This is a genomic window from Candidatus Phycorickettsia trachydisci (genome assembly GCF_003015145.1).
Taxonomy (GTDB): domain Bacteria; phylum Pseudomonadota; class Alphaproteobacteria; order Rickettsiales; family Rickettsiaceae; genus Phycorickettsia; species Phycorickettsia trachydisci.
Genome location: NZ_CP027845.1, coordinates 735295 through 757016, shown reverse-complemented (window position 1 = coordinate 757016; position 21722 = coordinate 735295). Strand labels below are relative to the sequence as shown.

General features: G+C 34.9%; 16 protein-coding genes. 9 read left to right on the top strand and 7 right to left on the bottom strand.

Annotation, left to right across the window (positions count from 1 at the left end; genetic code table 11):
- The first annotated feature begins 63 nt into the window (after positions 1-63).
- From lon to phytr_RS03250, 4 genes are all read left to right on the top strand, one after another.
- On the top strand, positions 64-2400 hold the full coding sequence (gene lon, locus phytr_RS03265; protein WP_106874460.1) for an endopeptidase La: 2337 nt from the start codon (positions 64-66) through the stop codon (positions 2398-2400).
- 177 nt (positions 2401-2577) lie between these two features.
- Positions 2578-3582: a tryptophan--tRNA ligase gene (gene trpS / locus phytr_RS03260; protein WP_199843748.1), complete on the top strand. Its 1005-nt coding sequence runs from the start codon at positions 2578-2580 to the stop codon at positions 3580-3582.
- A 6-nt stretch (positions 3583-3588) separates the two neighbouring features.
- Positions 3589-4503, top strand: a complete 915-nt coding sequence (gene thyX / locus phytr_RS03255; RefSeq protein ID WP_106874458.1) for an FAD-dependent thymidylate synthase — start codon at positions 3589-3591, stop codon at positions 4501-4503.
- On the top strand, positions 4493-5281 hold the full coding sequence (locus phytr_RS03250) for a spermidine synthase (protein WP_106874457.1): 789 nt from the start codon (positions 4493-4495) through the stop codon (positions 5279-5281). Before thyX ends, phytr_RS03250 begins: the two co-directional genes overlap by 11 nt.
- Here phytr_RS03250 and phytr_RS06390 read toward each other — a convergent pair.
- The 4 genes from phytr_RS06390 to ychF form a co-directional block, all read right to left on the bottom strand.
- Positions 5267-5422 (bottom strand): hypothetical protein, encoded by a 156-nt coding sequence (locus phytr_RS06390; protein ID WP_158706844.1) that lies wholly within the window; start codon positions 5420-5422, stop codon positions 5267-5269. The two genes, phytr_RS03250 and phytr_RS06390, sit on opposite strands and share 15 nt — an antisense overlap.
- Before the next feature lie 92 nt (positions 5423-5514).
- The gene (locus phytr_RS03245) at positions 5515-6513 is read right to left on the bottom strand and encodes an LptF/LptG family permease (protein ID WP_234352504.1); all 999 of its coding nucleotides are present in this window, start codon (positions 6511-6513) and stop codon (positions 5515-5517) included.
- Positions 6513-7703 (bottom strand): MFS transporter, encoded by a 1191-nt coding sequence (locus phytr_RS03240; RefSeq protein WP_106874455.1) that lies wholly within the window; start codon positions 7701-7703, stop codon positions 6513-6515. The genes phytr_RS03245 and phytr_RS03240 overlap by 1 nt, the downstream gene beginning before the upstream one ends.
- 3 nt (positions 7704-7706) lie before the next feature.
- Positions 7707-8786: a redox-regulated ATPase YchF gene (gene ychF / locus phytr_RS03235; RefSeq protein ID WP_106874454.1), complete on the bottom strand. Its 1080-nt coding sequence runs from the start codon at positions 8784-8786 to the stop codon at positions 7707-7709.
- Positions 8787-8943: 157 nt separating this feature from the next.
- Between ychF and phytr_RS03230 the strand changes: the two genes are divergently transcribed.
- Positions 8944-12126, top strand: coding sequence for an ankyrin repeat domain-containing protein (locus tag phytr_RS03230; RefSeq protein WP_106874453.1), 3183 nt, complete (start codon positions 8944-8946; stop codon positions 12124-12126).
- A gap of 57 nt (positions 12127-12183) precedes the next feature.
- On the opposite strand, the gene phytr_RS03225 is transcribed toward phytr_RS03230, so the two are convergent.
- Both phytr_RS03225 and phytr_RS03220 read right to left on the bottom strand, forming a co-directional pair.
- Complete coding sequence (locus phytr_RS03225) at positions 12184-12699, bottom strand: CarD family transcriptional regulator (protein ID WP_158706843.1); 516 nt, start codon at positions 12697-12699, stop codon at positions 12184-12186.
- 183 nt (positions 12700-12882) lie between these two features.
- The gene (locus tag phytr_RS03220; RefSeq protein ID WP_106874451.1) at positions 12883-13956 is read right to left on the bottom strand and encodes a type 1 periplasmic-binding domain-containing protein; all 1074 of its coding nucleotides are present in this window, start codon (positions 13954-13956) and stop codon (positions 12883-12885) included.
- Here phytr_RS03220 and rsmI point away from each other — a divergent pair, their 5' ends adjacent.
- The 4 genes from rsmI to phytr_RS03200 all read left to right on the top strand — a co-directional run bounded on the left by rsmI (position 13957) and on the right by phytr_RS03200 (position 17941).
- Positions 13957-14772 carry a 16S rRNA (cytidine(1402)-2'-O)-methyltransferase gene (gene rsmI, locus phytr_RS03215; RefSeq protein ID WP_106874450.1) on the top strand — a complete coding sequence of 272 codons (816 nt, stop codon included), beginning with the start codon at positions 13957-13959 and terminating at the stop codon, positions 14770-14772. It abuts the gene before it with no gap.
- Positions 14773-15232: 460 nt separating this feature from the next.
- Positions 15233-16048 (top strand): response regulator transcription factor, encoded by an 816-nt coding sequence (locus tag phytr_RS03210; protein ID WP_106874449.1) that lies wholly within the window; start codon positions 15233-15235, stop codon positions 16046-16048.
- Positions 16049-16058: 10 nt separating this feature from the next.
- Entirely contained in the window at positions 16059-17066 is a 1008-nt protein-coding gene (locus tag phytr_RS03205; RefSeq protein ID WP_106875030.1) for an NAD(P)/FAD-dependent oxidoreductase, read from the top strand.
- Complete coding sequence (locus tag phytr_RS03200; protein WP_106874448.1) at positions 17066-17941, top strand: bifunctional 5,10-methylenetetrahydrofolate dehydrogenase/5,10-methenyltetrahydrofolate cyclohydrolase; 876 nt, start codon at positions 17066-17068, stop codon at positions 17939-17941. The genes phytr_RS03205 and phytr_RS03200 overlap by 1 nt, the downstream gene beginning before the upstream one ends.
- 55 nt (positions 17942-17996) lie before the next feature.
- Here phytr_RS03200 and phytr_RS03195 read toward each other — a convergent pair whose 3' ends face one another.
- Positions 17997-21638, bottom strand: coding sequence for an ankyrin repeat domain-containing protein (locus phytr_RS03195; protein WP_106874447.1), 3642 nt, complete (start codon positions 21636-21638; stop codon positions 17997-17999).
- Positions 21639-21722 lie beyond the last annotated feature (84 nt).

The following is a 21722-nucleotide window of genomic DNA, read 5'->3' as shown; positions in this document are numbered from 1 at the left end:
TATAGTTGAATTTATACTTATGTTTCCTATATACATAATTAGCGAGGATAAAAATAACAAAAAATGTCAAAAAATGAACTTCCAGTTGTTCCACTAAGGGACATAGTACTATTCCCAGGGGCAATTATTCCCTTATTTGTTGGTAGAGAAAAATCTATCAAGGCTCTTTCTGCTGCACAAGATGTGTATAAAGTGGAGTCAATGATATTTACTGCTCAAAAATCGCAGGATGTAAATGAGCCAGCACCAAATGATGTATATGAAACTGGTGTCATAGCAAAAATCTTGCAGGCAATTAAGCTTTCTAATAACAATATCAAGCTTTTAGTTGAAGCAAAACAAAGGGTTAGGATCTCCAATATTACAGAAAATGATTACTTAGTTGCTGAATACGAAGTTCTGGATGACGAAGAGTACGCTAAGACCGACCAAATTAATATCATGACAGATGATCTGGTTGAGGTATTTAAAAAATATGCGAAAAATAGCCGTAAAGTCAGTCTTGAGGTTATTAATGCGATTAGTTCTCAAAAGAAAAATCCTGCATATTTGAGTAATATTATAGCTTCACATCTAGTCTGTAAAACGGATAAAAAGCAAAAAATACTTGAAATAGCAAATGTTCCACAAAGAATTGAAGAACTAACTACTTTAATTAGTAACGAGCTTGCTATTATTGATGCAGATACAAATGTTAGTAATCGCGTTAAGCAGCAAATAGAAAAAACTCAGAAAGATTATTATCTGCATGAGCAGATGAAAGCCATTCAGAAAGAACTTGGCGATGATGATAAGGCTGAGTTGGCAGAGATCGAGAAAAAGATTCAAACCTTGCCTTTGAGTAAAGAGGCTAGAGAAAAAGCACAACAAGAGTTTAAGAAGCTTAAAGGAATGAATTCTATGACTTCTGAGGCAAGTGTGCTACGTAGTTATTTGGATATTTTACTTGAGATGCCATGGGGCAAGTTTGACAAAGCAAAAGTGAACGTTAAGCAAGCGGCCGCAATCCTTGAGCGTGATCACTATGGGTTAGAAAAAGTTAAAGAAAGAATCCTTGACTATCTAGCAGTACTGCAAAGGTCAAAAAATATGTCAAGCCCAATTATATGTTTCGTTGGTCCTCCTGGTGTTGGTAAAACTTCGCTGGCTAAGTCTATTGCAGAGGCTGTGGGAAGACAGTATACGAAATTTTCTTTAGGTGGTATAAAGGACGAAGCTGAAATTAGAGGGCATAGAAAAACATATATTGGTTCTATGCCGGGTAAGATTGTTAAGCAGCTTAGGAGAGTTAAGGTTAACAATCCTTTGATGCTTTTAGATGAGATTGACAAGATTGGGGCAGATTTTAGGGGTGACCCATCATCTGCGATGCTTGAAGTACTTGATCCAGAGCAAAATAAGGCATTTGTGGACCACTATTTAGATGTTGAGTACGATCTTTCTAATATAATGTTTATTGCAACGGCAAACTCTACGAATATCGCAAGGCCATTGCTCGATAGGATGGAGATAATTAGAATTGATGGATATGTTGAAGAAGAAAAGTTCCAGATTGCTCAAAAATATTTAATACCAAAGCAGCTTAAAGCGCATAATATGAAGGCATCTGAATTTATTATAGCAGACTCTGCTTTGCTAGATTTAATCAGATACTACACCAGAGAATCAGGAGTGCGTAATTTAGAAAGAGAGATAGCGACTCTTGCGCGTAAGTCTTTGCGCAGAATCTTATCTGATAAGGAAGTCAAATCCATTACTATTACATCTAATAATATAGAGGAATTTTTAGGTCCTAAAAAATTTAGGTATGGTCTTGCTGAAGAGAAGGATATAGTTGGATCTACAACGGGTCTTGCATATACAGAAGTTGGTGGTGACTTACTTTCAATTGAGGCTGTTTCAATTCCTGGCAAAGGAGAAATTAAGGCAACGGGTAAGCTTGGAGATGTTATGAAAGAATCAACCCAGGCCGCATATAGCTTCTTTTGCTCTCATGTAAATAGTTTTGTAGTGCCAGACAAAGATTGGCAGCACAAGGATATACACCTGCACGTTCCAGAGGGGGCAACGCCTAAAGATGGTCCCTCTGCTGGAGTTGCAATATTTACAACTATAGTATCTCTTATGACTGGGGTGCCTGTTAGAAAAGATGTTGCGATGACAGGTGAGATTACTTTGAGAGGTAACGTGCTTCCTATCGGTGGTTTAAAAGAAAAGCTGCTTGCAGCAAGTCGAGGAGGAATCAAAACCGTGATTATCCCTCAGGATAATATGAAGGACTTAAAAGATATTCCTCCAGGGATTAAGCAAAAGTTGCAGATTGTGCCAGTCTCTAAAGCGTTAGAAGTTTTGGATATTGCATTGAACGGTAAGTTTTACAGTGACGTTAGAATACACTAAATAAAATATTCTTTTTGATCTTTTTATTGTCGTGATTGTGCGATGTCTTACTCAAATACATTTGAAGTATTCTCCGGTTTTGCGCGCACTTACTCCTAAAAAATCTTCAAAAATAGCTGGTTTTTTGACAATGTCTAAAATAGAATATTCTTTGTTCTATTAAGTTACTGATAAATAATGAATTTACAAAAACCCTCTATAGTTTTAACTGGTGACCGGCCTACGGGACCTTTGCATTTAGGTCATTTCGTTGGCTCTTTGCGTAGCAGATTAGATTTGCAGGAGAAATATAAGCAATACGTAATGATTGCAGATGTGCAGGCTTTAACTGATAATTTCGCAAATCCAGATAAGGTCATTAATAATATTTATCAGGTAGCAACCGACTATTTATCGGTTGGGATAGATCCAGCTAAAACTACCATTTTTGTCCAGTCTAAAATAACGCAACTAGCAGAGCTTACCGTATACCTTATGAATATGGTCAATCTAGGGCGCTTAGAGAGAAATCCAACAGTAAAGCAGGAGATAAAGCAAAGAGGATTTGAAAAAGAGGTGCCCGTTGGTTTTTTATGTTATCCGATTAGTCAGACTAGTGATATTACAGCCTTTAAGGCAGATATTGTGCCGGTTGGACAAGATCAGATTGCAATACTAGAGCAAAGTAATGAGATTATAAGAAGGTTTAATAGGACTTATAATAAAGAAGTACTAAAGGAAATAAAGCCCTTTTTAAGTCAAGTTCCAAAATTAGTTGGTATAGATGGTAAGAGTAAGGCTAGTAAATCTGAGAATAATGCTATTTTCTTATCTGATTCGCCGCAGCTTGTTAAACAAAAAGTATACTCAATGTATACAGACCCAGATCATATTAAAATATCAGATCCAGGTAAAGTTGAGGGGAATGTAGTTTTTGCATATTTAGATGCATTTTATCTTGACAAAGAAGAGGTGAAGAGCCTAAAAGCTCATTACCGTAAGGGCGGTTTAGGTGATAGCAGTCTTAAATCGTTACTAACCCAAACGCTGGAAGAATTTTTAGAGCCTATCAGACAAAAGCGCGCAGAAATTACTATGAATTACGTCAAAGATGTGTTAATACAAGGAACTAGCAGGGCACAAAAAGTAGCACAAGATACTTTGAATGAGGTCAAAGGTGCTATGGGGATAAACTATTGGTAGATAAATATGGTAGATGATCAAGACGAAACGTTCACAACAAAACGTCCAACATGTAAGAATTTAGAAAAAATTTTATATCAACCTTTTCAAATACTGGATCATGGTTTTATTAGGGTTGTTGATTATATGGGGGATGACAACGCTATTGTTCAAGCGGCTAGAGTTTCTTATGGAAAGGGCACTAAGCAAGTAAGTCAAGATAAGGGTTTGATCAACTACTTGTTAAGACATAAGCATACAACGCCTTTTGAGATGTGTGAAATTAAGTTCCATGTCAAGCTTCCTATATTTATAGCGCGTCAGTGGATCCGCCATAGAACTGCAAACGTCAATGAATATTCAGCGCGTTATTCTCTTCTCTCAAGAGAATTTTATATTCCGAAAAAAGAGCATTTAAGTTCTCAGTCTGCTTCGAATAAGCAATGTCGCAGTGAAGAAGGATTATCAGATCGAGAGGCTGAAAGGGTCTTGGAGATACTGCAAGAAGATGCAACAAGGTGTTATCAAAATTACCTGAATTTGATGAATCAAACTGAAGAAGGTCAAATCATAAATCCTGATAATTCAGGTATTGCACGTGAGCTTGCAAGAATGAACCTAACTTTAAATCAATATACTCAATGGTATTGGAAAATAGATCTTCATAATCTGCTTCATTTTGTAAAGCTTAGGAGCCATCCTCATGCACAGTTTGAAATTCAAGAGTATGCTAAATGTATCTTGGATATAATTAAACTATGGGTGCCATTTACTTATGAAGCATTTATAGAACACGTGCGTGACTCTGTTACACTTTCTAAAACAGGCATTAGCGTTGTGAAAAGGATGCTTGCGGGTGATAAAGTGACGCAGGAGGAAAGTGGAATGAGTAAAAGAGAGTGGGGTGAGCTCATGGAAGCTTTGGAAATAAATGAAGGATAAGCTATTTTGCCTTTTTTTACTTATTACTCTATCTTCTGAAGCTGGGGTTTTGTACCAATTTTCTGGTATTGTTGTAAAAGAGGATGGACCAGAAAGATGTCTAATTTTTGAGGCAGGTCCCAGAAATTTTGTTAGGCAGACATGTATTTATCCTAAAAATCCCAATTATCTTATATTCAATTATCAAAAAGTTTTTCTAGGATCTTTATTGCTCGAACCTAATCCTAAAAGTGCATTAATGGTAGGTTTAGGTGGAGGAAGCTTTCCAAATAGTTTAATACAAATTTTTCCTAATTTAGATTTTGATATAGTTGAGATTAGTCCAACAGTTTATGAAGTAGCAAAGAAATATTTTAACTTTACACCTAGCAAAACTACTCATGTACATATTGAAGATGGTGTGGGATTTGTGAGCAAATCAGTAAAAAAATATGATCTAATTTTTCTTGATGCTTTTAGTGCAAAAGATGTAGCTCCAGAATTCTTAGATAAAGATTTTTTTCAATCTTTGCGAAACATTTCAAATGGTGTGGTAGTATGTAATACTTTCGTCCGTTCTAAATACTTTAAAAAGATAGACCAATTATTTAAAACCTTCTTTAAAAATGCATATAGTATCACATTAGCCGGAAATAGAATTATTATCGCTAGTAATCATAGTATAGATTTAGCTAATTTAGATAAGGGCCCTTGGGATAAAGTTTTTGAAGAGCATGGTGTTGATCCAAGTTGGATTCTTAATTTATATGAGAAAGCAAAACCTTTATCTTTCAGGTGATTTAGAGCTTTTTTGTAGTTGCTTAGTGGTTTTCTTTAAAAGTTCTAAAACTGCTTTAGTACTAGGTGCTTCTTTTATTTTTTTTGTAAGCTCTTTAATCCAAATTGGTTTTTGTTCTTTGATAGATGATTTGTCTGACATAAGCTTTTTTTTCTTACATCATATTTGATAAAATTTTTGTATATTAGGATAGAGAGAAATGGGGAATAAAAATTATCTATTACGTTACAAATTTACAGCTCCCTAATAAGTCTGTAGCTTGATATGAGAAGGATTAGTCCAAAAATGACGTAATGGATATAGATTGAGATTAAGTGTTTATTTGCTATGCCGCTGAAGAATAAAAATATCATCACTACGGTCGTTAAGTAAATGCAAGTTTGTTTTAACTTATCTCCATTAAATAAGCTACTAAGTACTACTACAATCAATAGTAAGCTATATATAGACCAAAGCATTCTTTTATGAATTTCAGCAAAAGCTCTTGGAGTTTTATCGGCTATCAAATGTCCTAGTACTCTGGTCATAATGCCTTTATGTGGAGATTTATGTTTGTTATATTCGTCTAAATTGATTTTTACAATAAACTCCTCAAAAGTCAGATTGCTTGACTGCTCATTTTGTAATTTGCCTTGATAAAGTTTGACAAATAAATAAGGGTTGTCCAGAACAAATTGTGCTTTTTGTGCTACGTAAATGTTGGAATTTATGACGTCAAATATCAGAACATCTTTGAATGTATCTTCATTTAAACGTTCGCCAATATATGCCTGCATTTGACCTAGCTTGTTAAATGAGTTTTCATTTAAATGGGACAGACTGTAAGTAGTTTGAAGATTAAATAGTTTATTCTGCAGTCCACCGAAAGATTTAGGGCCAAGAAAAAATCCTACATATAAGCTTAAAATGACAGCCAATAGACCAAAGACTAAACTGGGTAGTACTATTCTTAAACGACTAAGTCCTAGCTTTTGTAATATAGTGATTTCAGAATATTTTATTGATATGCTATATGTATAAATACTAGCTAAAGCTGCTGTAATGGGTAGTACTACGAATAATAAAGATGGAAGACTTAAATATATCACATGTAATAAATCAACAAAGCTCCCAAACTGCAGGACATAGCTCAGTTTAATTAGCTGCATTAAACCTAGTATCCCTAAAATGAGGATATTAGCTATTAGAAAAGCTATGCAAATCCTCCTAAATAAATGCCTAGCATATATCATCATCTGGTTTGTTTAAAAAGCAATATTGTGCAGAATGAAGTCATAGATACTAGTACCGCGTAAGCGTGTATAGAGTAGTCTTGGTGTACATAAGAAATTGCAAAGGTAAGCATACTAATGACAAAATAATACATACTATTGAATATAGCACTTGCGCTACCAAAAAGCCCGCGATATTTCTCTAAAGCAATACCAAGTACGTAAGGCATAAGGAGATTATGGGCAAAACCTTGCAAAAGTCTTGCTAGCATGAATGCTACCATAATCATGAATCCTACAGGACTTGTATATTGGATAAAATAGCTTGAAGTTAGGAGGATCATGCATCCTGCAAAGCTAAACCAAAGGCTATAATAAATAAAGTCTTTTATAAAATCTTGTCTTTGTATGAGATATAAGTTTAAGAAATTTGCTCCTAAGAACACAACAGTGATTATTACGTTCAAAGCCCCATATGTTGTCGGTTTAATTTCAAATGACTTGAGGAATACGAAAGGCATCTCAATAATAAATCCTGTTAACATACCTATTGATAGACCTGCTGTTAAGCCGTACATGATGACGGTTTTATCTTGCATAAATCTTTTAAAAACTGAGAAAAATTTGATTTTTCCAGCTTCTCGTCTTACTTGATCGGGAATAGTCTCCGGTAGCCAGCAAGCGCAGCATATCAGTACTAAAAAGCCCTTTAATGCGTCCCATGCCATGCAATATCGCCAAGACAATTTTTCAAGTATAAATCCTCCAATACTGGTTTCAACTGTAGGCACAAAGCATACTAAGATTCCATTGAGTCCGTAAATACGCATAAGATCAGCTCCTTGATATGAATCTCGTGAAGTTGCTTGAGTGACGATTGAGCAAACGCTAACCCCGAAGGCTTGAATAAATTTAAATGCTAGAAGTAAGTATGGGTTGTTGCCAATTACTAGCAAGACAGAGGCTATAACGAAAATGGTAATACCAATTAGCATCGTTTTTCTGCGTCCCCATAGATCGGAGATACGTCCGAATAGCATTAACCCACAAGTAAAACCGCTAAAATAAAAAGAGGACATCAGTTGCCCTAGATTAATGTCAGCGCCTATCTCGGCTTCCAAAGCTGGCGATGAAACCGCGAAAAGGATAGGGGTTGAGTGATATACAAAAATCAGGAAATTAATTAGCCATAATGGAACTTTTGGCTGCATATTTTATACATTAAATCTAAAATTAATTACATCGCCATCAGCAACTTCGTATTCTTTGCCTTCTAGACGCATCTTACCTTGCTCCTTCATTTTGGCCTCATTCGGATACTTTAAATAATCTTCCCACGAGATTACTTCGGCGCTAATAAAACCTCTTTCAAAGTCACTGTGAATAATGCCAGCAGCACTTGGAGATAAAATGCCACGCTTAAAAGTCCAACTGTGGGCTTCTTTAGGTCCAATAGTGAAATAACAGCCAAGACCTAAGGTGCGATAACAAAATTTTATAATCTGACTAATACCCGACTCTTCCAAGCCTATCATACCTAAAAATTCCTTTTTTTCTTCTTCAGATGTAAGTTGAGATATTTCTGCCTCAATTTTAGCTGATATCAGGTGGCAAGGGGCATAACCATTTTTAGCTAGCTCAAAAACTTTTTCGCTCCAATTATTACCACTTGTAACATCACCTTCAGCAACATTACAGACATACATAAAAGGTTTTGTTGTAAGAAGCTGCAGTTGTTTTACTTTTTCTTTATTTTCGGATGAAATTATTTCTTTAGCAAGTTTTCCATTTTGTAGTAAAGGCAAGATACTTTCTAATAGTTTAGTAGTATCAAGATCCATGTTTTTAGCTTTTTTAGCAAGCCTCTTTTCTACAGACTCAAGATCGGCTAATATTAGCTCTGTTTCAATAATCTCCAGGTCATATAGTGGATTTATTTCACCGCGTACATGTACAACGTCTTTATCTTCAAAGCAGCGTACAACATGGACTATGATATCAACTTCTCTAATATGAGATAAAAACTTATTACCAAGACCAGAGCCTTTACTTGCCCCTTCGACCAATCCTGCAATATCCACAAACTCTATATATGCGGGAATAATCTTTTGTGATCCTGCAGCTTTTGCTAATTTATCCAAACGATCATCTGGTACAGCTACTAGAGCTGAATTTGGTTCTATGGTGCAAAATGGGTAATTTTCCGCTTGTGCTTTCGCGCTTTGAGTAATTGCGTTGAATAAAGTCGATTTTCCTACATTAGGTAGTCCTACAATACCGCATCTTAACATTATTGAGCCAATTTTTAGTTAAAAAAAGTATTATAGCATGCCGCTATGCAGGGCGCAAACCCACTGAAATAATTTATATTTGTTTAAAATGGTTTATATGATAAGTTAGAAATTACAAATAGTTTAAAAATGTGTAATTCAAGATATTTATCAATAAACAATGACAAACATATTTGATGCAATAGAAAAACGTGACCTAGAATTAGTAAAAGCTTTAATAGAAGCGGGAGCAAATCTTGAAGAATATAATGATGATGGTTTATTGCCTATCCATTTAGCTGCAATCAATAATAATTTTGAGATGGTCAAGCTTTTAATTGAAAACGGAGCAGATATTAATGCTGAATCATCTAAAGGTGTAAGCTTAGCGCATATAGTAGCCGGGCATTTTTCTCCAGAACAGCTAGACTGGCTTTTTGATAAAGGTATGGATATTAATGTTGGGGGGTTTTATCATATTCTTCCTATTCATATTGGAGCTATGGGGGGTAGTTTAGAAAATGTTAAATGGTTTTTTGATAAGGGAGCAGAAGATAAAACGGTTGAAGGGTTGAGTGTATTACATATGGCAGTAGGTGGAAATTTTGATAGATTTCTACAGTCAATAAAAAATGGAACCGATTTTCGTGATAACTTAAAGGCTATATCAGATGAAGAATTGCCCAAACATTTTGACTTATTAAAGTACCTACTAGATGAGAAAGGTTATGATGTAAATACCCCAAAACTATCCATGACTATAAATAATGCGCGTATCATGGATTTTTTGAAGGAGCGTGGGGCTGATATATGTAAAAATGTTAAAGAGTCTATATATACAGCTACTGAGAACGGTTATGTTGAGGTAATAAAGTGGTTTGTTACTCAAGGAGTTGATATTAGTAAGATGTGTGATGATAGTTATATGGAGCTGATTTCTCAAGCTGTACAGGAAGGACAAATAGATTTAGTAAGATATTTGTTTGATTTGGGGATCGATATTAATTATATGAATCTAGCTGTTAGTGCTCTGATGAGTGATAAGCCAGAAATGATAGAATTGCTATCAGCCAAAGGTTGTGATTTCAACACTCTAGATACCAATGGTTCTAATCCAATTCTTTCAGCAACATACAGTGGAAAAATAAATTCTCTTAAATACCTTGCTGAAAAAGAAGTTGAGATTAATCTGGAGAATTTAGATTTAAGAAATAATCCTAAATTGACGATTGAGTTAATTCAATGGCTACAGTCACAAGGATATGATATCAAAAAAGAAGGGCATAGCTTGATGCATTGTGCAGCTTACCGTGGTAAAACTGATATTATAGAATATCTACTTTCTGAAGGTTTAGACGTAAATGTTAAAGATGAAGAAGGAAAAACGCCTATATACTATGCTACTAAGAAAGGGAGGTTTGAGTCTATTAAATATCTATATGAGCGTGGAGCTGATTTAAAGATTAAAGATAATGATGAGAATACTTTAATGCATATTGCTGCAAAAAAAGGCAGAATGCATATAATCCAATGGCTTCTGGATCAAGATATTCCAATTGATGTTGCTAATTCTGAGGGTAAAACTCCTGTAAATAGTGCAGCTCAAAAGGGTAGGTTAAAGGTGATTGAGTTCTTGGGTAAAAAAGGTGCGGATATCAGTAATATAGAATCTTATGCGCAGGATCTAATACAGTATGCTGCGTTTGAGCAAGATGTGAGCAAGATAACTTGGTTGAAAGAGCAAGGTATGGATATTAGTAATTTAACTTTTACAGTTAGCTCAAAACGTGTGTACTTATCTCCTTCTGTAATTATGAAGGCATCAGAGTGGATTAGTCAGTATGGAGTAAAAATAACTCTCTATGATAACCAAGTCGAATATTTGATTACCCAAGCTGCAATCGATCGTGATGAGAAGATAATTGAGTGGTTACAAAATCATATTAATGATAATCAAAAATATTTTGTTATATCAGGTTCTCCAGGATATTTTAGGAGCGTTGAAAATCTAATCGAAGGAACATATTGGCTTATTGAAAAAGGTATAAAGGTTAAAATTACAGGAGAAGCTATTAGAGATATTATTTTATCTAATCAAGAGAAAGTGGGTAAAATTACTAAATTCTTTGACAGTTTAGGTGTAACTATTGAGGATTTTGCAGATCATAAGGATGCTATTATATCTTCTGTGGCTGATAAAGTGATAGTTAGGTTAATAAACTGGATTCAAAAATGTGGTGGCGTTGTCGATCCTAATGCAGTTGATAGTTATGACCATAATTTAATCCATAGAGCTGTCCAAAACAACAGAATAGAGATGTTGAAATGGTGTATAGAAAATAGAGGAGATATTGATGCTAAGAGTCCAAATGGTACATCTCCTCTGCATATCGCTTTTTCGTATAATAATCTTCAATGTATTAATCTTTTGTTGGAAAATGGCGCAGATCCTAATCTTGTAGATAATTATGGTAATACTCCCTTATCTAAGGCGCTTAATGGCAATAAGCTTCAGGTGGTTAATCTTTTATTGGAAAATGGTGCAGATCCTAATCTTGTAGATAGTAATGGTAATACCCCTTTATTTAACGCTCTGTATACCGATAAAATTCAATATGCTAAATTATTGCTAGAACATGGGGCAGATCTTAATGCTCCAAATAATCATGGCTCAACCCCTCTACTAAGTGCGGTATATGTAAACAAAACTGAAATGATATCTCTACTGTGTAGTTTTAAAGCTAATATAGACCTTGAAAATCTTTCAGTGCGGAGCTATTTTACTAATCAAGACAACTTTCAGCCATTATTAAATCAAGGAACGCTAGTTGAGCAAATTACCGCCGGGATGCATATTGTAGCTTCTTTAAAGGCAAACCCTCAGATGCAGGCTAGAGGAAATGCTTTAGAGGAAGTATTAGTTAGTAAGATAAATCGAGCTAGACCCGATATTTTGGATAACCTCGATCTACTCGATACTAGGACAAATCTAAAGGCGATTTTGATCAACCTTGATAAATGTAAAGCTTTGGAAGGTTTAAAAGAAAAAATTCAAGATTTTGACCATGAATCTCCAAGTTTTAGGTCTTTAGGTTTCTTAACGGATATCGAAAAACTAAACTTAACACAAAGTCTTGAAGTAAAAGAAAGGGAGCTAATGGCTGTTGCGACTAATGTGGAAAATGATGGATCTGCTACGTCTAATGCTATGCATAACCCTGGAATTGTGGAGCATATAAATTCTTTCTTATCCAGAGAAGATCAGGTAAATCTTTTTGTGTCTCCTGTTGCTCATGATGATCAAACAGATAACGCAGACGAATTAGCTGAAAATCCACAAGTGGAAACTACAGGTGAAGAGTAAAACTTTTAACATAACCTCTATAACTTTTATGGGCAGTGTAAGATCCTGCTCATAAAATTAAGCATCACTACCTTTTGCTACTAGTAATTCTTCTAAATTCGCAAGCATCTCGTTAAGCTTTAACCCTTCTAATAAGGCAAGTTCATTAGCCAGCCTTGTTAAAGCTGAGTCATATATCGACTTTTGACTATAAGAGGAATTAATAGTATCAGGTTTATGCAAATCTCTTACTACAGTTGCTAAATCAATGATATTACCAGAGTTGAGTTTTTGCTTATAATCAGTAAACTTTTTAACCTTACTTTTATAGTTAGACATGCAGGATTTAGTTTTCAAAACTTGATAAACTTCTTGTATGTCATCTGCATTAGTTAGTGGTCTAAGCCCGCAATCTATAGCTTTATTTATGGGAATCTTGATAGACATTTTCTGATTTATCAAGTTTATAACGTAACACGAAACTTGAGTATCTCCGTAATTATTAACCTCCACACCTTGAATTTCTCCGACACCGTGAGAAGAGCTTACAACCTTTTGACCTACTTCAAAAGGACCTTGTGAGTTAATGTTCATAGCCTCTAACCTCATTAAACTGTTCTATAAGACACAATATACATTAAAGAATTTTAACACGTTATCTTCTAAAGGTCAAGTTTATAAAAAACGTTATTTGCTTTATTTATTTGATATATTAGTTGCTAAATCGGGGATTTTTGCCTTTAGATAAGTTTTTTGCTAGTGTTGCAAATATGTTACTTATTGGGGCGGAATTGTTTTAAGTTTATTGTGTTGTAAGTGAGCTGTATGGTATACAAATCCTTTACGCTGAATTATATCATATTTGCGGTGAGCTACTTGTCTTTCAAATTTAATTAAGCCCCCGATGCCTACATATCCACTTGGTTCGTTAATTTTATTCAAAAATTCTTTCTTATCAGATGATTCATTACCTATTGCGTATCCTGTCAATAACCCTAGATCAAAATACATTCTATCTTTTAAAGTTAAGTGCTCATTCTGAAAACCTGGTACTGGTTTAACTGATCCTGGAAATGTTAAATCAATTGGATTAGGGTAGATGATATCAATTTTATTTTCGCCGCAAATAATAGCTTTATAATCTAAGGAATATTGTCTAAATGCATCAAAAAGAATACTAAGATTTTCTGGTTCATCTGAAATGTAAATTGCTGGCTTTGCAATATTGACGGGATCATCATTTAAGGTATCGACAATTTCTAAAATGCTGCGCATTGTTTTGTCTAGATTGTTTTGATTTAAAGTGTAGTATTCAGTTTTTATCAGAGCTAGGTTTGATTTTACTAGCATATTTGAAATGAGACGCTCTAGGCTTTTAGATTTTTGATTGCTGGGTAGTAAGAGAATAAAGTTTTTTGTGTCATTTGTTTTAAGGTATCCAAGTATTGCTTCTGTTTGTTCTAGAGCTCGATGACCAAAAGCATACACATTACCTCCAGCTATATTGGGATCATTTGAAAGACTGATAATAGGTGTATCTTTTGCAATACTAGCTGCTTGTTTTGTATCTTTAGAAAATACTGGCCCTAAAATAATATTAGGATCGTGAGATGTGACGTTTTTCATGATCTCGTCGATATTATTATCTAAAATATAGCTCTTGATGTTCAATTTTCTATTGGGATTTTTGTGCTGTTTCAACCCTTGTGTAATAAGCTTTTGTTCTTGCTCTGTTGATAATAACATTGCTATGTTTATGCTATCGGTATTGGTACTTTTTTGGTAAGATGTTGGTGATGAGGAGCAGCTAGAAAGTACAAAAAAAGCTGTAAGTAAAGTAATAATATTCATATGAAAGCCGGTTTATATATTGTACCAACGCCAATAGGCAACATGGATGATATCACCATAAGAGCCATAAACACTTTAAAAGGCTCGGATCTAATATTATGTGAGGATACCAGAGTTACTAAGCCTTTACTACAAAAATATAACATTATCACTAAATTAAGCGTTTATAATGACTATTCTGACAACAGTGTCCGTCTTAAGATACTTGAGCAAATTAAAAATGGTAATGTGATATCCCTTGTCAGTGATGCCGGCACTCCACTAATTGCAGATCCAGGATATAAACTGGTAGATTTTTTATATTCTGAGGGAATTTACGTTGATGCTTTGCCCGGAGCATGTTCAGTTATATCAGCTTTATGCCTATCAGGTATGCCAACTGATCAATTTATGTTTCTAGGTTTTATGCCTAGAAAATTTGTAGCACAAGAAAAGTTGCTTAAAGAAATATCAACTAGCCCTGCTACGTGCATTTTTTTTGAAAGTCCGAAAAGAGTTATTGATACACTAAATGTTATTAATAAAGTGTTGGGAGCAAGAATATGCGCTATAGTTCGAGAGATTAGCAAAATTTATCAAGAAGTTCTTAAAGGCACTTGTTTAGAGTTAATAGGTCGGCTAGAAAATAAAGAGATTAAGGGAGAGGTGGTATTATTAATTCAATCAGCAGAGGTTAAAATATCAGAACACAGTATTCTTAATGGTTTAAAGCTGCTGATCTCAAATGGTGTTTCAAAAAGTAAATCTGCAGAAATTATAGCAACTTTGTTTAATTTATCTAAAAATAAAATTTATATTCTTACTAAAGATATGTAGTTAACGCCTTTGTGCTAGCTAGTTTCTAAATTCATAAAAAAATAATTGAAATTATATCTTTATTTTTTATTTAATCTAGATTATAATCGTGCGTTGTAATTGATTAAGATTTATGTAATATATTGTGAGTGCGCTAAAGATTGTTGTTAAGTGTGCTGAGCAAAAACGGAAATAGTTGTTTTATTTTTTAATTTTATTATTAAGCTATCTTTAGTTTAATATTAGGATGTTTAACAACTTTGATGAGATAATTTGGAATTTGCGGAATATAAAATCCTTAGCTCCATTTCACATAAAATGCTGAAACTATAAATATCTTAATTTTTTATATATATACCTAAATTTGCTGTTGACTTTTATTGACATAAATATTACAATAAAGATACGAGTAGCTACAAATCGGTATATAAATTGCTGATTTCAAGTTATCAAATATAACATTATAATGAATATTTAATATATGAGAGTTTTATTAATAGAAGATGATCCACTAACGATCAAATCATTGAAAAATGCATTGTCCTCAAGAGGAATAGTTTGTGATGATGTTAAACTTGGTCAAGAAGGCATTGAGACTGCTAAGCTCTATAATTATAGTGCAATAATATTAGATTTAATGCTTTCAGATCTTGATGGTTATCAAGTGCTTTTAAGATTAAGGGCTGCTAAAGTGAAAGTGCCAGTGATTATTCTTTCTGGTCTTGCTACCTCAGATCACATCACTAAAGGTTTAAATCTTGGTGCTGATGACTACTTAACAAAGCCATTTAATATTGATGAATTAGTTGCGCGTCTTTATTCCATAGTACGTCGTACAAAATCTAATGTTCACAATTCATTAAAAGTAGCTGATCTTGTTATTAACTTTGATAACAAAACTATTGAGTGTGGTAACGCTCGTGATACCTTAACAGATAAAGAGTCGCAAATTCTTCATCTATTAATTACAAGAAGAGGTACTGTTCTTGCTAAGGATATAGTTATTAAGCACATTTATCCTTCTTATACTAAACAAGATAAAGCAAACCCTAAAAACGTTGACGTATTTATCTGTAAGTTAAGAGGTAAGCTTAAGAAGATTAGTGGGCGTGAAGACGAAAACTTCTACATCGAGACTATTTGGGGTAGGGGTTATATGTTTAAAGATCATAAGATCAACCAACCTGGTCTTAAGATGAATTTCGGAGATGAAGAAAATGCAGATGAATTTAACATAGGATTAAATGAGTCTGAGTTAGAGGCTCCATATATTGAACAAATCAAAGAGAAGGCGTAAAACAAAAAATATAATGGATTTAGATGTACTAATCGTAGGAGCTGGACCAGCTGGTATCTTCGCCAGTTTTCAGGCTGGTATGCTTGGTATGTCTTCCGCTATATTAGATATACTTCCTCACTCTGGTGGTCAATGCATAGAGCTTTATCCTGATAAGCCAATATATGATATCGCTGGTCTTCCCAAAATTCTTGCAAAAGATCTAATTTCTAATCTAAAAGAACAAGCATCGCCTTTCAATCCAAAATATTACTTCAACACTCAAGCTATAAATATTAAAGAATTACCAGATAATCGTTTTGAGGTAAATGCTACTAATAACTTAACAATTGTTTGTAAGATAGTGATTATTGCTTCTGGCAATGGTGCTTTTGTACCTAATAAACCTTCGATTGAAAATCTTGATGATTTTGAAACTTCGTCTGTATTTTATTCAGTAAAAGATCCTGAATTATTTAGAAATAAAAATGTTCTTATTGCTGGTGGGGGTGATTCAGCTATCGATTGGGCAATTAATTTATCGCGTACTGCAAAAAATATATATCTGGTGCATCGTAGAGATAAATTTCGTTGTGCTCCAGCCAGTCTCGAAAAGGTTATGTATCTAAAGGATCAGGGCTTAATACAGTTTTTAACTCCATATCAGGTAATGTCAATTGAAGGCCAAAGTGGATACATTGAGAAAGCTGTGCTGCAGAATTTTATAACAAACGAAATCAAAACAGTTGAGCTAGATTATTTATTAGCTTTTTTTGGTCTCAAGATGGATCTGGGTCCTATTAAAGATTGGGGTCTTGAGATAGAAAATAATAAGATAAAGGTAGATAATTGTTTCTATCAAACAAATCGTAATGGAATATATGCAATTGGGGACGTATGTCATTACGAAGGTAAGTTAAAATTAATCTTAACGAGTTTTGCTGAGGCTGCAAGCGCCATACATCACGCATACAGCAAAGTGTTTGATGGAAAGCAGTTGCATTTTGAGTATTCTACTAATAAAGGAATTCCGAACTAGTGATTATTATTGATGGCAAAAAAATTGCACAAGAGATCTTGGATGATCTAAAAAGTAAAATTGTGCATATTAAACCAAAACTTGCAATTATTTTAATAGGAGATAATCCTGCAAGTCAGATTTACGTTGGTATTAAAATAAAGCAAGCAGCAAATATAGGCATTGATGCTGAGCTAATAAGGTTGCCTGCGGAAGTTGATCAAGAAGTACTTTTTACGATTATTTCAGAATTAAATATTGATCCTAAAGTTCATGGCATTATAGTTCAGTTGCCTGTGCCTTTGCATCTTAACGTCCAAGAGATATTTAATACCATTCACCCGGCTAAGGATGTGGATGGATTAAACCCTATTAATATAGGAAAGCTTTATAGCGCTCCAAGGGTGCATATATCAAATGATTTTAATTATGAATACACATTATATGATTATTTTATTCCTTGTACTGCGCTTGGTATCTTGAGACTTATAAGGGAAGTTTCTCCTAATATAGGTGGTTTACATATTGCAATAGTTAACAGATCTAATCTCATAGGTAAGCCTCTAGCTGGTCTTTTAATGCAGCGCGATGCAACTGTAACAATCTGCCACTCCTACTCTAAAAATTTATCAGATATTACGTCTGCAGCGGATATTGTAGTATGTGCTATTGGTAAGAAGGATTTTTTTGACAGGAAGTATTTTAAAAAAGGGGCAATTGTCATTGATGTTGGGATAAATAAAGGTCTAGATGGTGACGTAACAGGTGATGTAAATTTTGATGATGTAAAGAGCCAAGATGGCTTTATAACTCCTGTACCAGGTGGTGTTGGTCCGTTAACCGTAGCCTATTTATTAAGTAATACGTATTGGGCTGCAAGTAATCAGACTTTATAGGTATGTTAAATTTTTACAAAAAAATCACTTTATTTTATTAACATTATCTAACAGTTCATGTAAGAGATGTATTGATAATGCTATCACCGACGTGCTTGACTGAATCTTCTGTTGTTAGGCTCGTTTCTGCTACTCCGTCATCTTTATCCATCTTTGAGTCTAACTCTGGTTCTATGCTGCTTAGTTTAATCTTTTTATTTGCTTGATCAGCTTTTTCTAAAGCTTTTTCTAATTGTACTATTAATTGTGCTAGAACCTCTGGAGACGTTTTATCTATATTGTTTAGGGTTGTGTTTAGCTGATTTAAAAATTTCTGTTGTTCTATTGCTTTTTTAGCTTCGAAAGCATAACGCTTCGGAACGATATCGTAGCTTAGTATTTTTTTATCTTCACTGCTAATAAATTTTCCTATATATTGTCCCACAGTACCTATTTTTGGCTTCTCTTTTTCATATTTTTGGCTTTCATCTATCGACTTGCTTTGCTCGCTAAGTTTTATCTTCTTACTGGACTGATCTTTCTCCATTGGTTGCCTTTTCTCGCTGATATAATCAAAAACTATCTGGAAAATATTCTTATTACTTTCTTGATTTTTAGGAAGATATTCGACAACAACTTTTTGAAGATACTCTATAAGTGATTTAGTTAATGGTATGGTTTTAATTATTAATTTTGATACATCTTCACATATCTCTATTTGCTTTTCTCTATCATAAGTTTTTTCGGTTATATCAATTACAGTTTGCATGACTGCGGATTTTAGTTCATCTAAAAATTCAACACGTCTTATATTTAGTTGTGCGTTAGGATACTTATCTAAAGCGTGTAAAATATTTGCTAAAACTGCTATCTTTTGCTGGCCATTGCAAGCATTTAAAATGTCCTCAATTTGATCTTTAAATTGAACTTCGAAATAAATCTTAGAAAAATCCAATTCTGCACCCCTGATGATTAACTCTTTTAAGATTTTTGCTCGTGTATCTTGATTTTGAATATATGAAAAAACGGAGCAAATAATAACAGCAGTAAAGTCATCTGAATTTTTAGCGTCTATGTTAGCTCCTTTCTCTAGGAGGTATTTTACTACTTCAAGATGGCCATTTTGTGCAGCAACCAATAGAGGGGTAAACCCATTTGAAGGTGTGTCTTCAATGTTAGCTCCTTTCTCCAAGAGGTGTTCTACTACTTTAAGACGGCCATTTTGTGCAGCAACAAATAGAGGAGTAACCCCATTTGAAAGTGTAGCTTCAATGTTAGCTCCTTTCTCCAAGAGGTGTTCTACTACTTTAAGATGGCCATTTGCCGCAGCAACAAATAGAGGACTAAACCCATTTGAAAGTGTATCTTCAATGTTAGATCCTTTCTCTAAGAGGTGTTTTACTACTTTAATATGGCCTTTTGCCGCAGCAATATACAGGGGGGTAATCCCATTTGAAAGTGTAGCTTCAATTTTAGCTCCTTTCTCCAAGAGGTGTTTTACTACTTTGAGATGGCCATTTTCTGCAGCAACCAATAGAGGAGTAGCCCCATTTGAAAATGTAGCTTCAATTTTAGCTCCTTTATCTATAAGGTGTTTTACTACTTTAAGATGGCCATTTTCTGGAGCAACCAATAGAGAAGTAGCCCCATTTGAAAATGTAGCCTCAATGTTAGCTCCTTCCTCCAAGAGGTGTTCTACTACTTTAAGCTGGCCTTTTGCCGCAGCAATACACAGGGGGGTAGCCCCATTTGAAACTGTAACTTCAATATCAGCTCCTTTCTCCAAGAGGTGTTTTACTACTTTGAGATGGCCATTTTCTGCAGCAACCAATAGAGGAGTAGCCCCATTTGAAAATGTAGCCTCAATGTTAGCTCCTTCCTCCAAGAGGTGTTCTACTACTTTAAGCTGGCCTTTTGCCGCAGCAATACACAGGGGGGTAGCCCCATTTGAAACTGTAACTTCAATATCAGCTCCTTTCTCCAAGAGGTGTTTTACTACTTTGAGATGGCCATTTTCTGCAGCAACCAATAGAGGAGTAGCCCCATTTGAAAATGTAGCTTCAATTTTAGCTCCTTTATCTATAAGGTGTTTTACTACTTTAAGATGGCCATTTTCTGCAGCAACATACAGAGGGGTAGCCCCATTTGAAAATGTAGCCTCAATGTTAGCTCCTTCCTCCAAGAGGTGTTCTACTACTTTAAGCTGGCCTTTTGCCGCAGCAATACACAGGGGGGTAGCCCCATTTGAAACTGTAACTTCAATATCAGCTCCTTTCTCCAAGAGGTGTTTTACTACTTTGAGATGGCCATTTTCTGCAGCAACCAATAGAGGAGTAGCCCCATTTGAAAATGTAGCTTCAATTTTAGCTCCTTTATCTATAAGGTGTTTTACTACTTTAAGATGGCCATTTTCTGCAGCAACATACAGAGGGGTAGCCCCATTTGAAAATGTAGCCTCAATGTTAGCTCCTTCCTCCAAGAGGTGTTCTACTACTTTAAGCTGGCCTTTTGCCGCAGCAATACACAGGGGGGTAGCCCCATTTGAAACTGTAACTTCAATATCAGCTCCTTTCTCCAAGAGGTGTTCTACTACTTCAAGATGGCTATTTTCTGCAGCAACATACAGAGGAGTAGCCCCATTTGAAAATGTAACTTCAATTTTAGCTCCTTTCTCCAAGAGGTGTTTTACTAGTTTAAGATGGCCTTTTGCCGCAGCAACATACAGAGGGGTAGCCCCATTTGAAAGTGTAGCTTCAATATCAGCTCCTTTATCCATAAGGTGTTCTACTACTTCAAGATGGCCATTTTCTGCAGCAATATACAGGGGGGTAGCCCCATCTTGATCTTTAGCTTCAATTTTAGCTCCTTTCTCCAAGAAGTGTTCTACTACTTTAAGCTCGCCATATTCTGCAGCAATATACAGAGGGGTAGCCCCATCTGAAAGTATAGCTTCAATTTTAGCTCCCTTCTCCAAGAGGTGTTCTACTACTTTAAGATGGCCATTTGCCGCAGCAACACATAGAGGAGTACCACCATATTGATCTTTGGCTTCAATATCAGCTCCCTTCTCCAAGAGGTGTTCTACTACTTCAAGATGGCCATTTTCTGCAGCAATATGCAGGGGGGTGGGGGTATCACCATCTTGATCTTTAGCTTCAATGTTAGCTCCCTTCTCCAAGAGGTGTTCTACTACTTTAAGATGGCCATTTGCCGCAGCAACACATAGAGGAGTGGTCCCATCTTGATCTTTAGCTTCAATGTTAGCTCCTTTCTCCAAGAGGTGTTCTACTACTTTAAGATGGCCATTTTCTGCAGCAAGATAAAGAGGGGTAGCCCCATTTGAAAGTGTAGCTTCAATTTTAAGATGGCCATTTGCCGCAGCAACAAATAGAGGAGTAAACCCATTTGAAAATGTAGCTTCAATGTTAGCTCCTTTCTCCAAGAGGTGTTCTACTACTTCAAGATGGCCTTTTGCCGCAGCAATAAATAGGGGAGTGACGCCGTCTTGATCTAGGGTCTCAATGTTGGCCTCTAGTTCTTGCGTTAGGTATCTTACTGCCTCCAGGCAACCATAGGCTGCTGCAAAATGTAAAGCACTTTTATTATTATCGTCTCTTAATTGAGAAATATTATCTGTATTCTTTAATAATTCAATAGCTGTTTGAACCTGGTTATTTTGTAATGCATTCACAAGTTCTATAGGAATATTACCCATCATTAATACCTTTTTGTTTATTTTCTACTTGTTTACTTAGACTTAATATTAAGTTTAACATGTTTTTTTAATTTTAAAATCTTAAGT

Bases quoted from the DNA above. Each gene is read 5' to 3' on its own strand.
- phytr_RS03245 (WP_234352504.1), bottom strand. From the start codon at position 6,513: ATGATATATGCTAGGCATTTATTTAGGAGGATTTGCATAGCTTTTCTA.
- lon (WP_106874460.1), top strand. From the start codon at position 64: ATGTCAAAAAATGAACTTCCAGTTGTTCCACTAAGGGACATAGTACTA.
- phytr_RS03250 (WP_106874457.1), top strand. From the start codon at position 4,493: ATGAAGGATAAGCTATTTTGCCTTTTTTTACTTATTACTCTATCTTCT.
- rsmI (WP_106874450.1), top strand. From the start codon at position 13,957: ATGAAAGCCGGTTTATATATTGTACCAACGCCAATAGGCAACATGGAT.
- phytr_RS03230 (WP_106874453.1), top strand. From the start codon at position 8,944: ATGACAAACATATTTGATGCAATAGAAAAACGTGACCTAGAATTAGTA.
- phytr_RS03220 (WP_106874451.1), bottom strand. From the start codon at position 13,956: ATGAATATTATTACTTTACTTACAGCTTTTTTTGTACTTTCTAGCTGC.
- phytr_RS03240 (WP_106874455.1), bottom strand. From the start codon at position 7,703: ATGCAGCCAAAAGTTCCATTATGGCTAATTAATTTCCTGATTTTTGTA.
- thyX (WP_106874458.1), top strand. From the start codon at position 3,589: ATGGTAGATGATCAAGACGAAACGTTCACAACAAAACGTCCAACATGT.
- phytr_RS03195 (WP_106874447.1), bottom strand. From the start codon at position 21,638: ATGATGGGTAATATTCCTATAGAACTTGTGAATGCATTACAAAATAAC.
- phytr_RS06390 (WP_158706844.1), bottom strand. From the start codon at position 5,422: ATGTCAGACAAATCATCTATCAAAGAACAAAAACCAATTTGGATTAAA.
- trpS (WP_199843748.1), top strand. From the start codon at position 2,578: ATGAATTTACAAAAACCCTCTATAGTTTTAACTGGTGACCGGCCTACG.
- phytr_RS03210 (WP_106874449.1), top strand. From the start codon at position 15,233: ATGAGAGTTTTATTAATAGAAGATGATCCACTAACGATCAAATCATTG.
- phytr_RS03225 (WP_158706843.1), bottom strand. From the start codon at position 12,699: ATGAACATTAACTCACAAGGTCCTTTTGAAGTAGGTCAAAAGGTTGTA.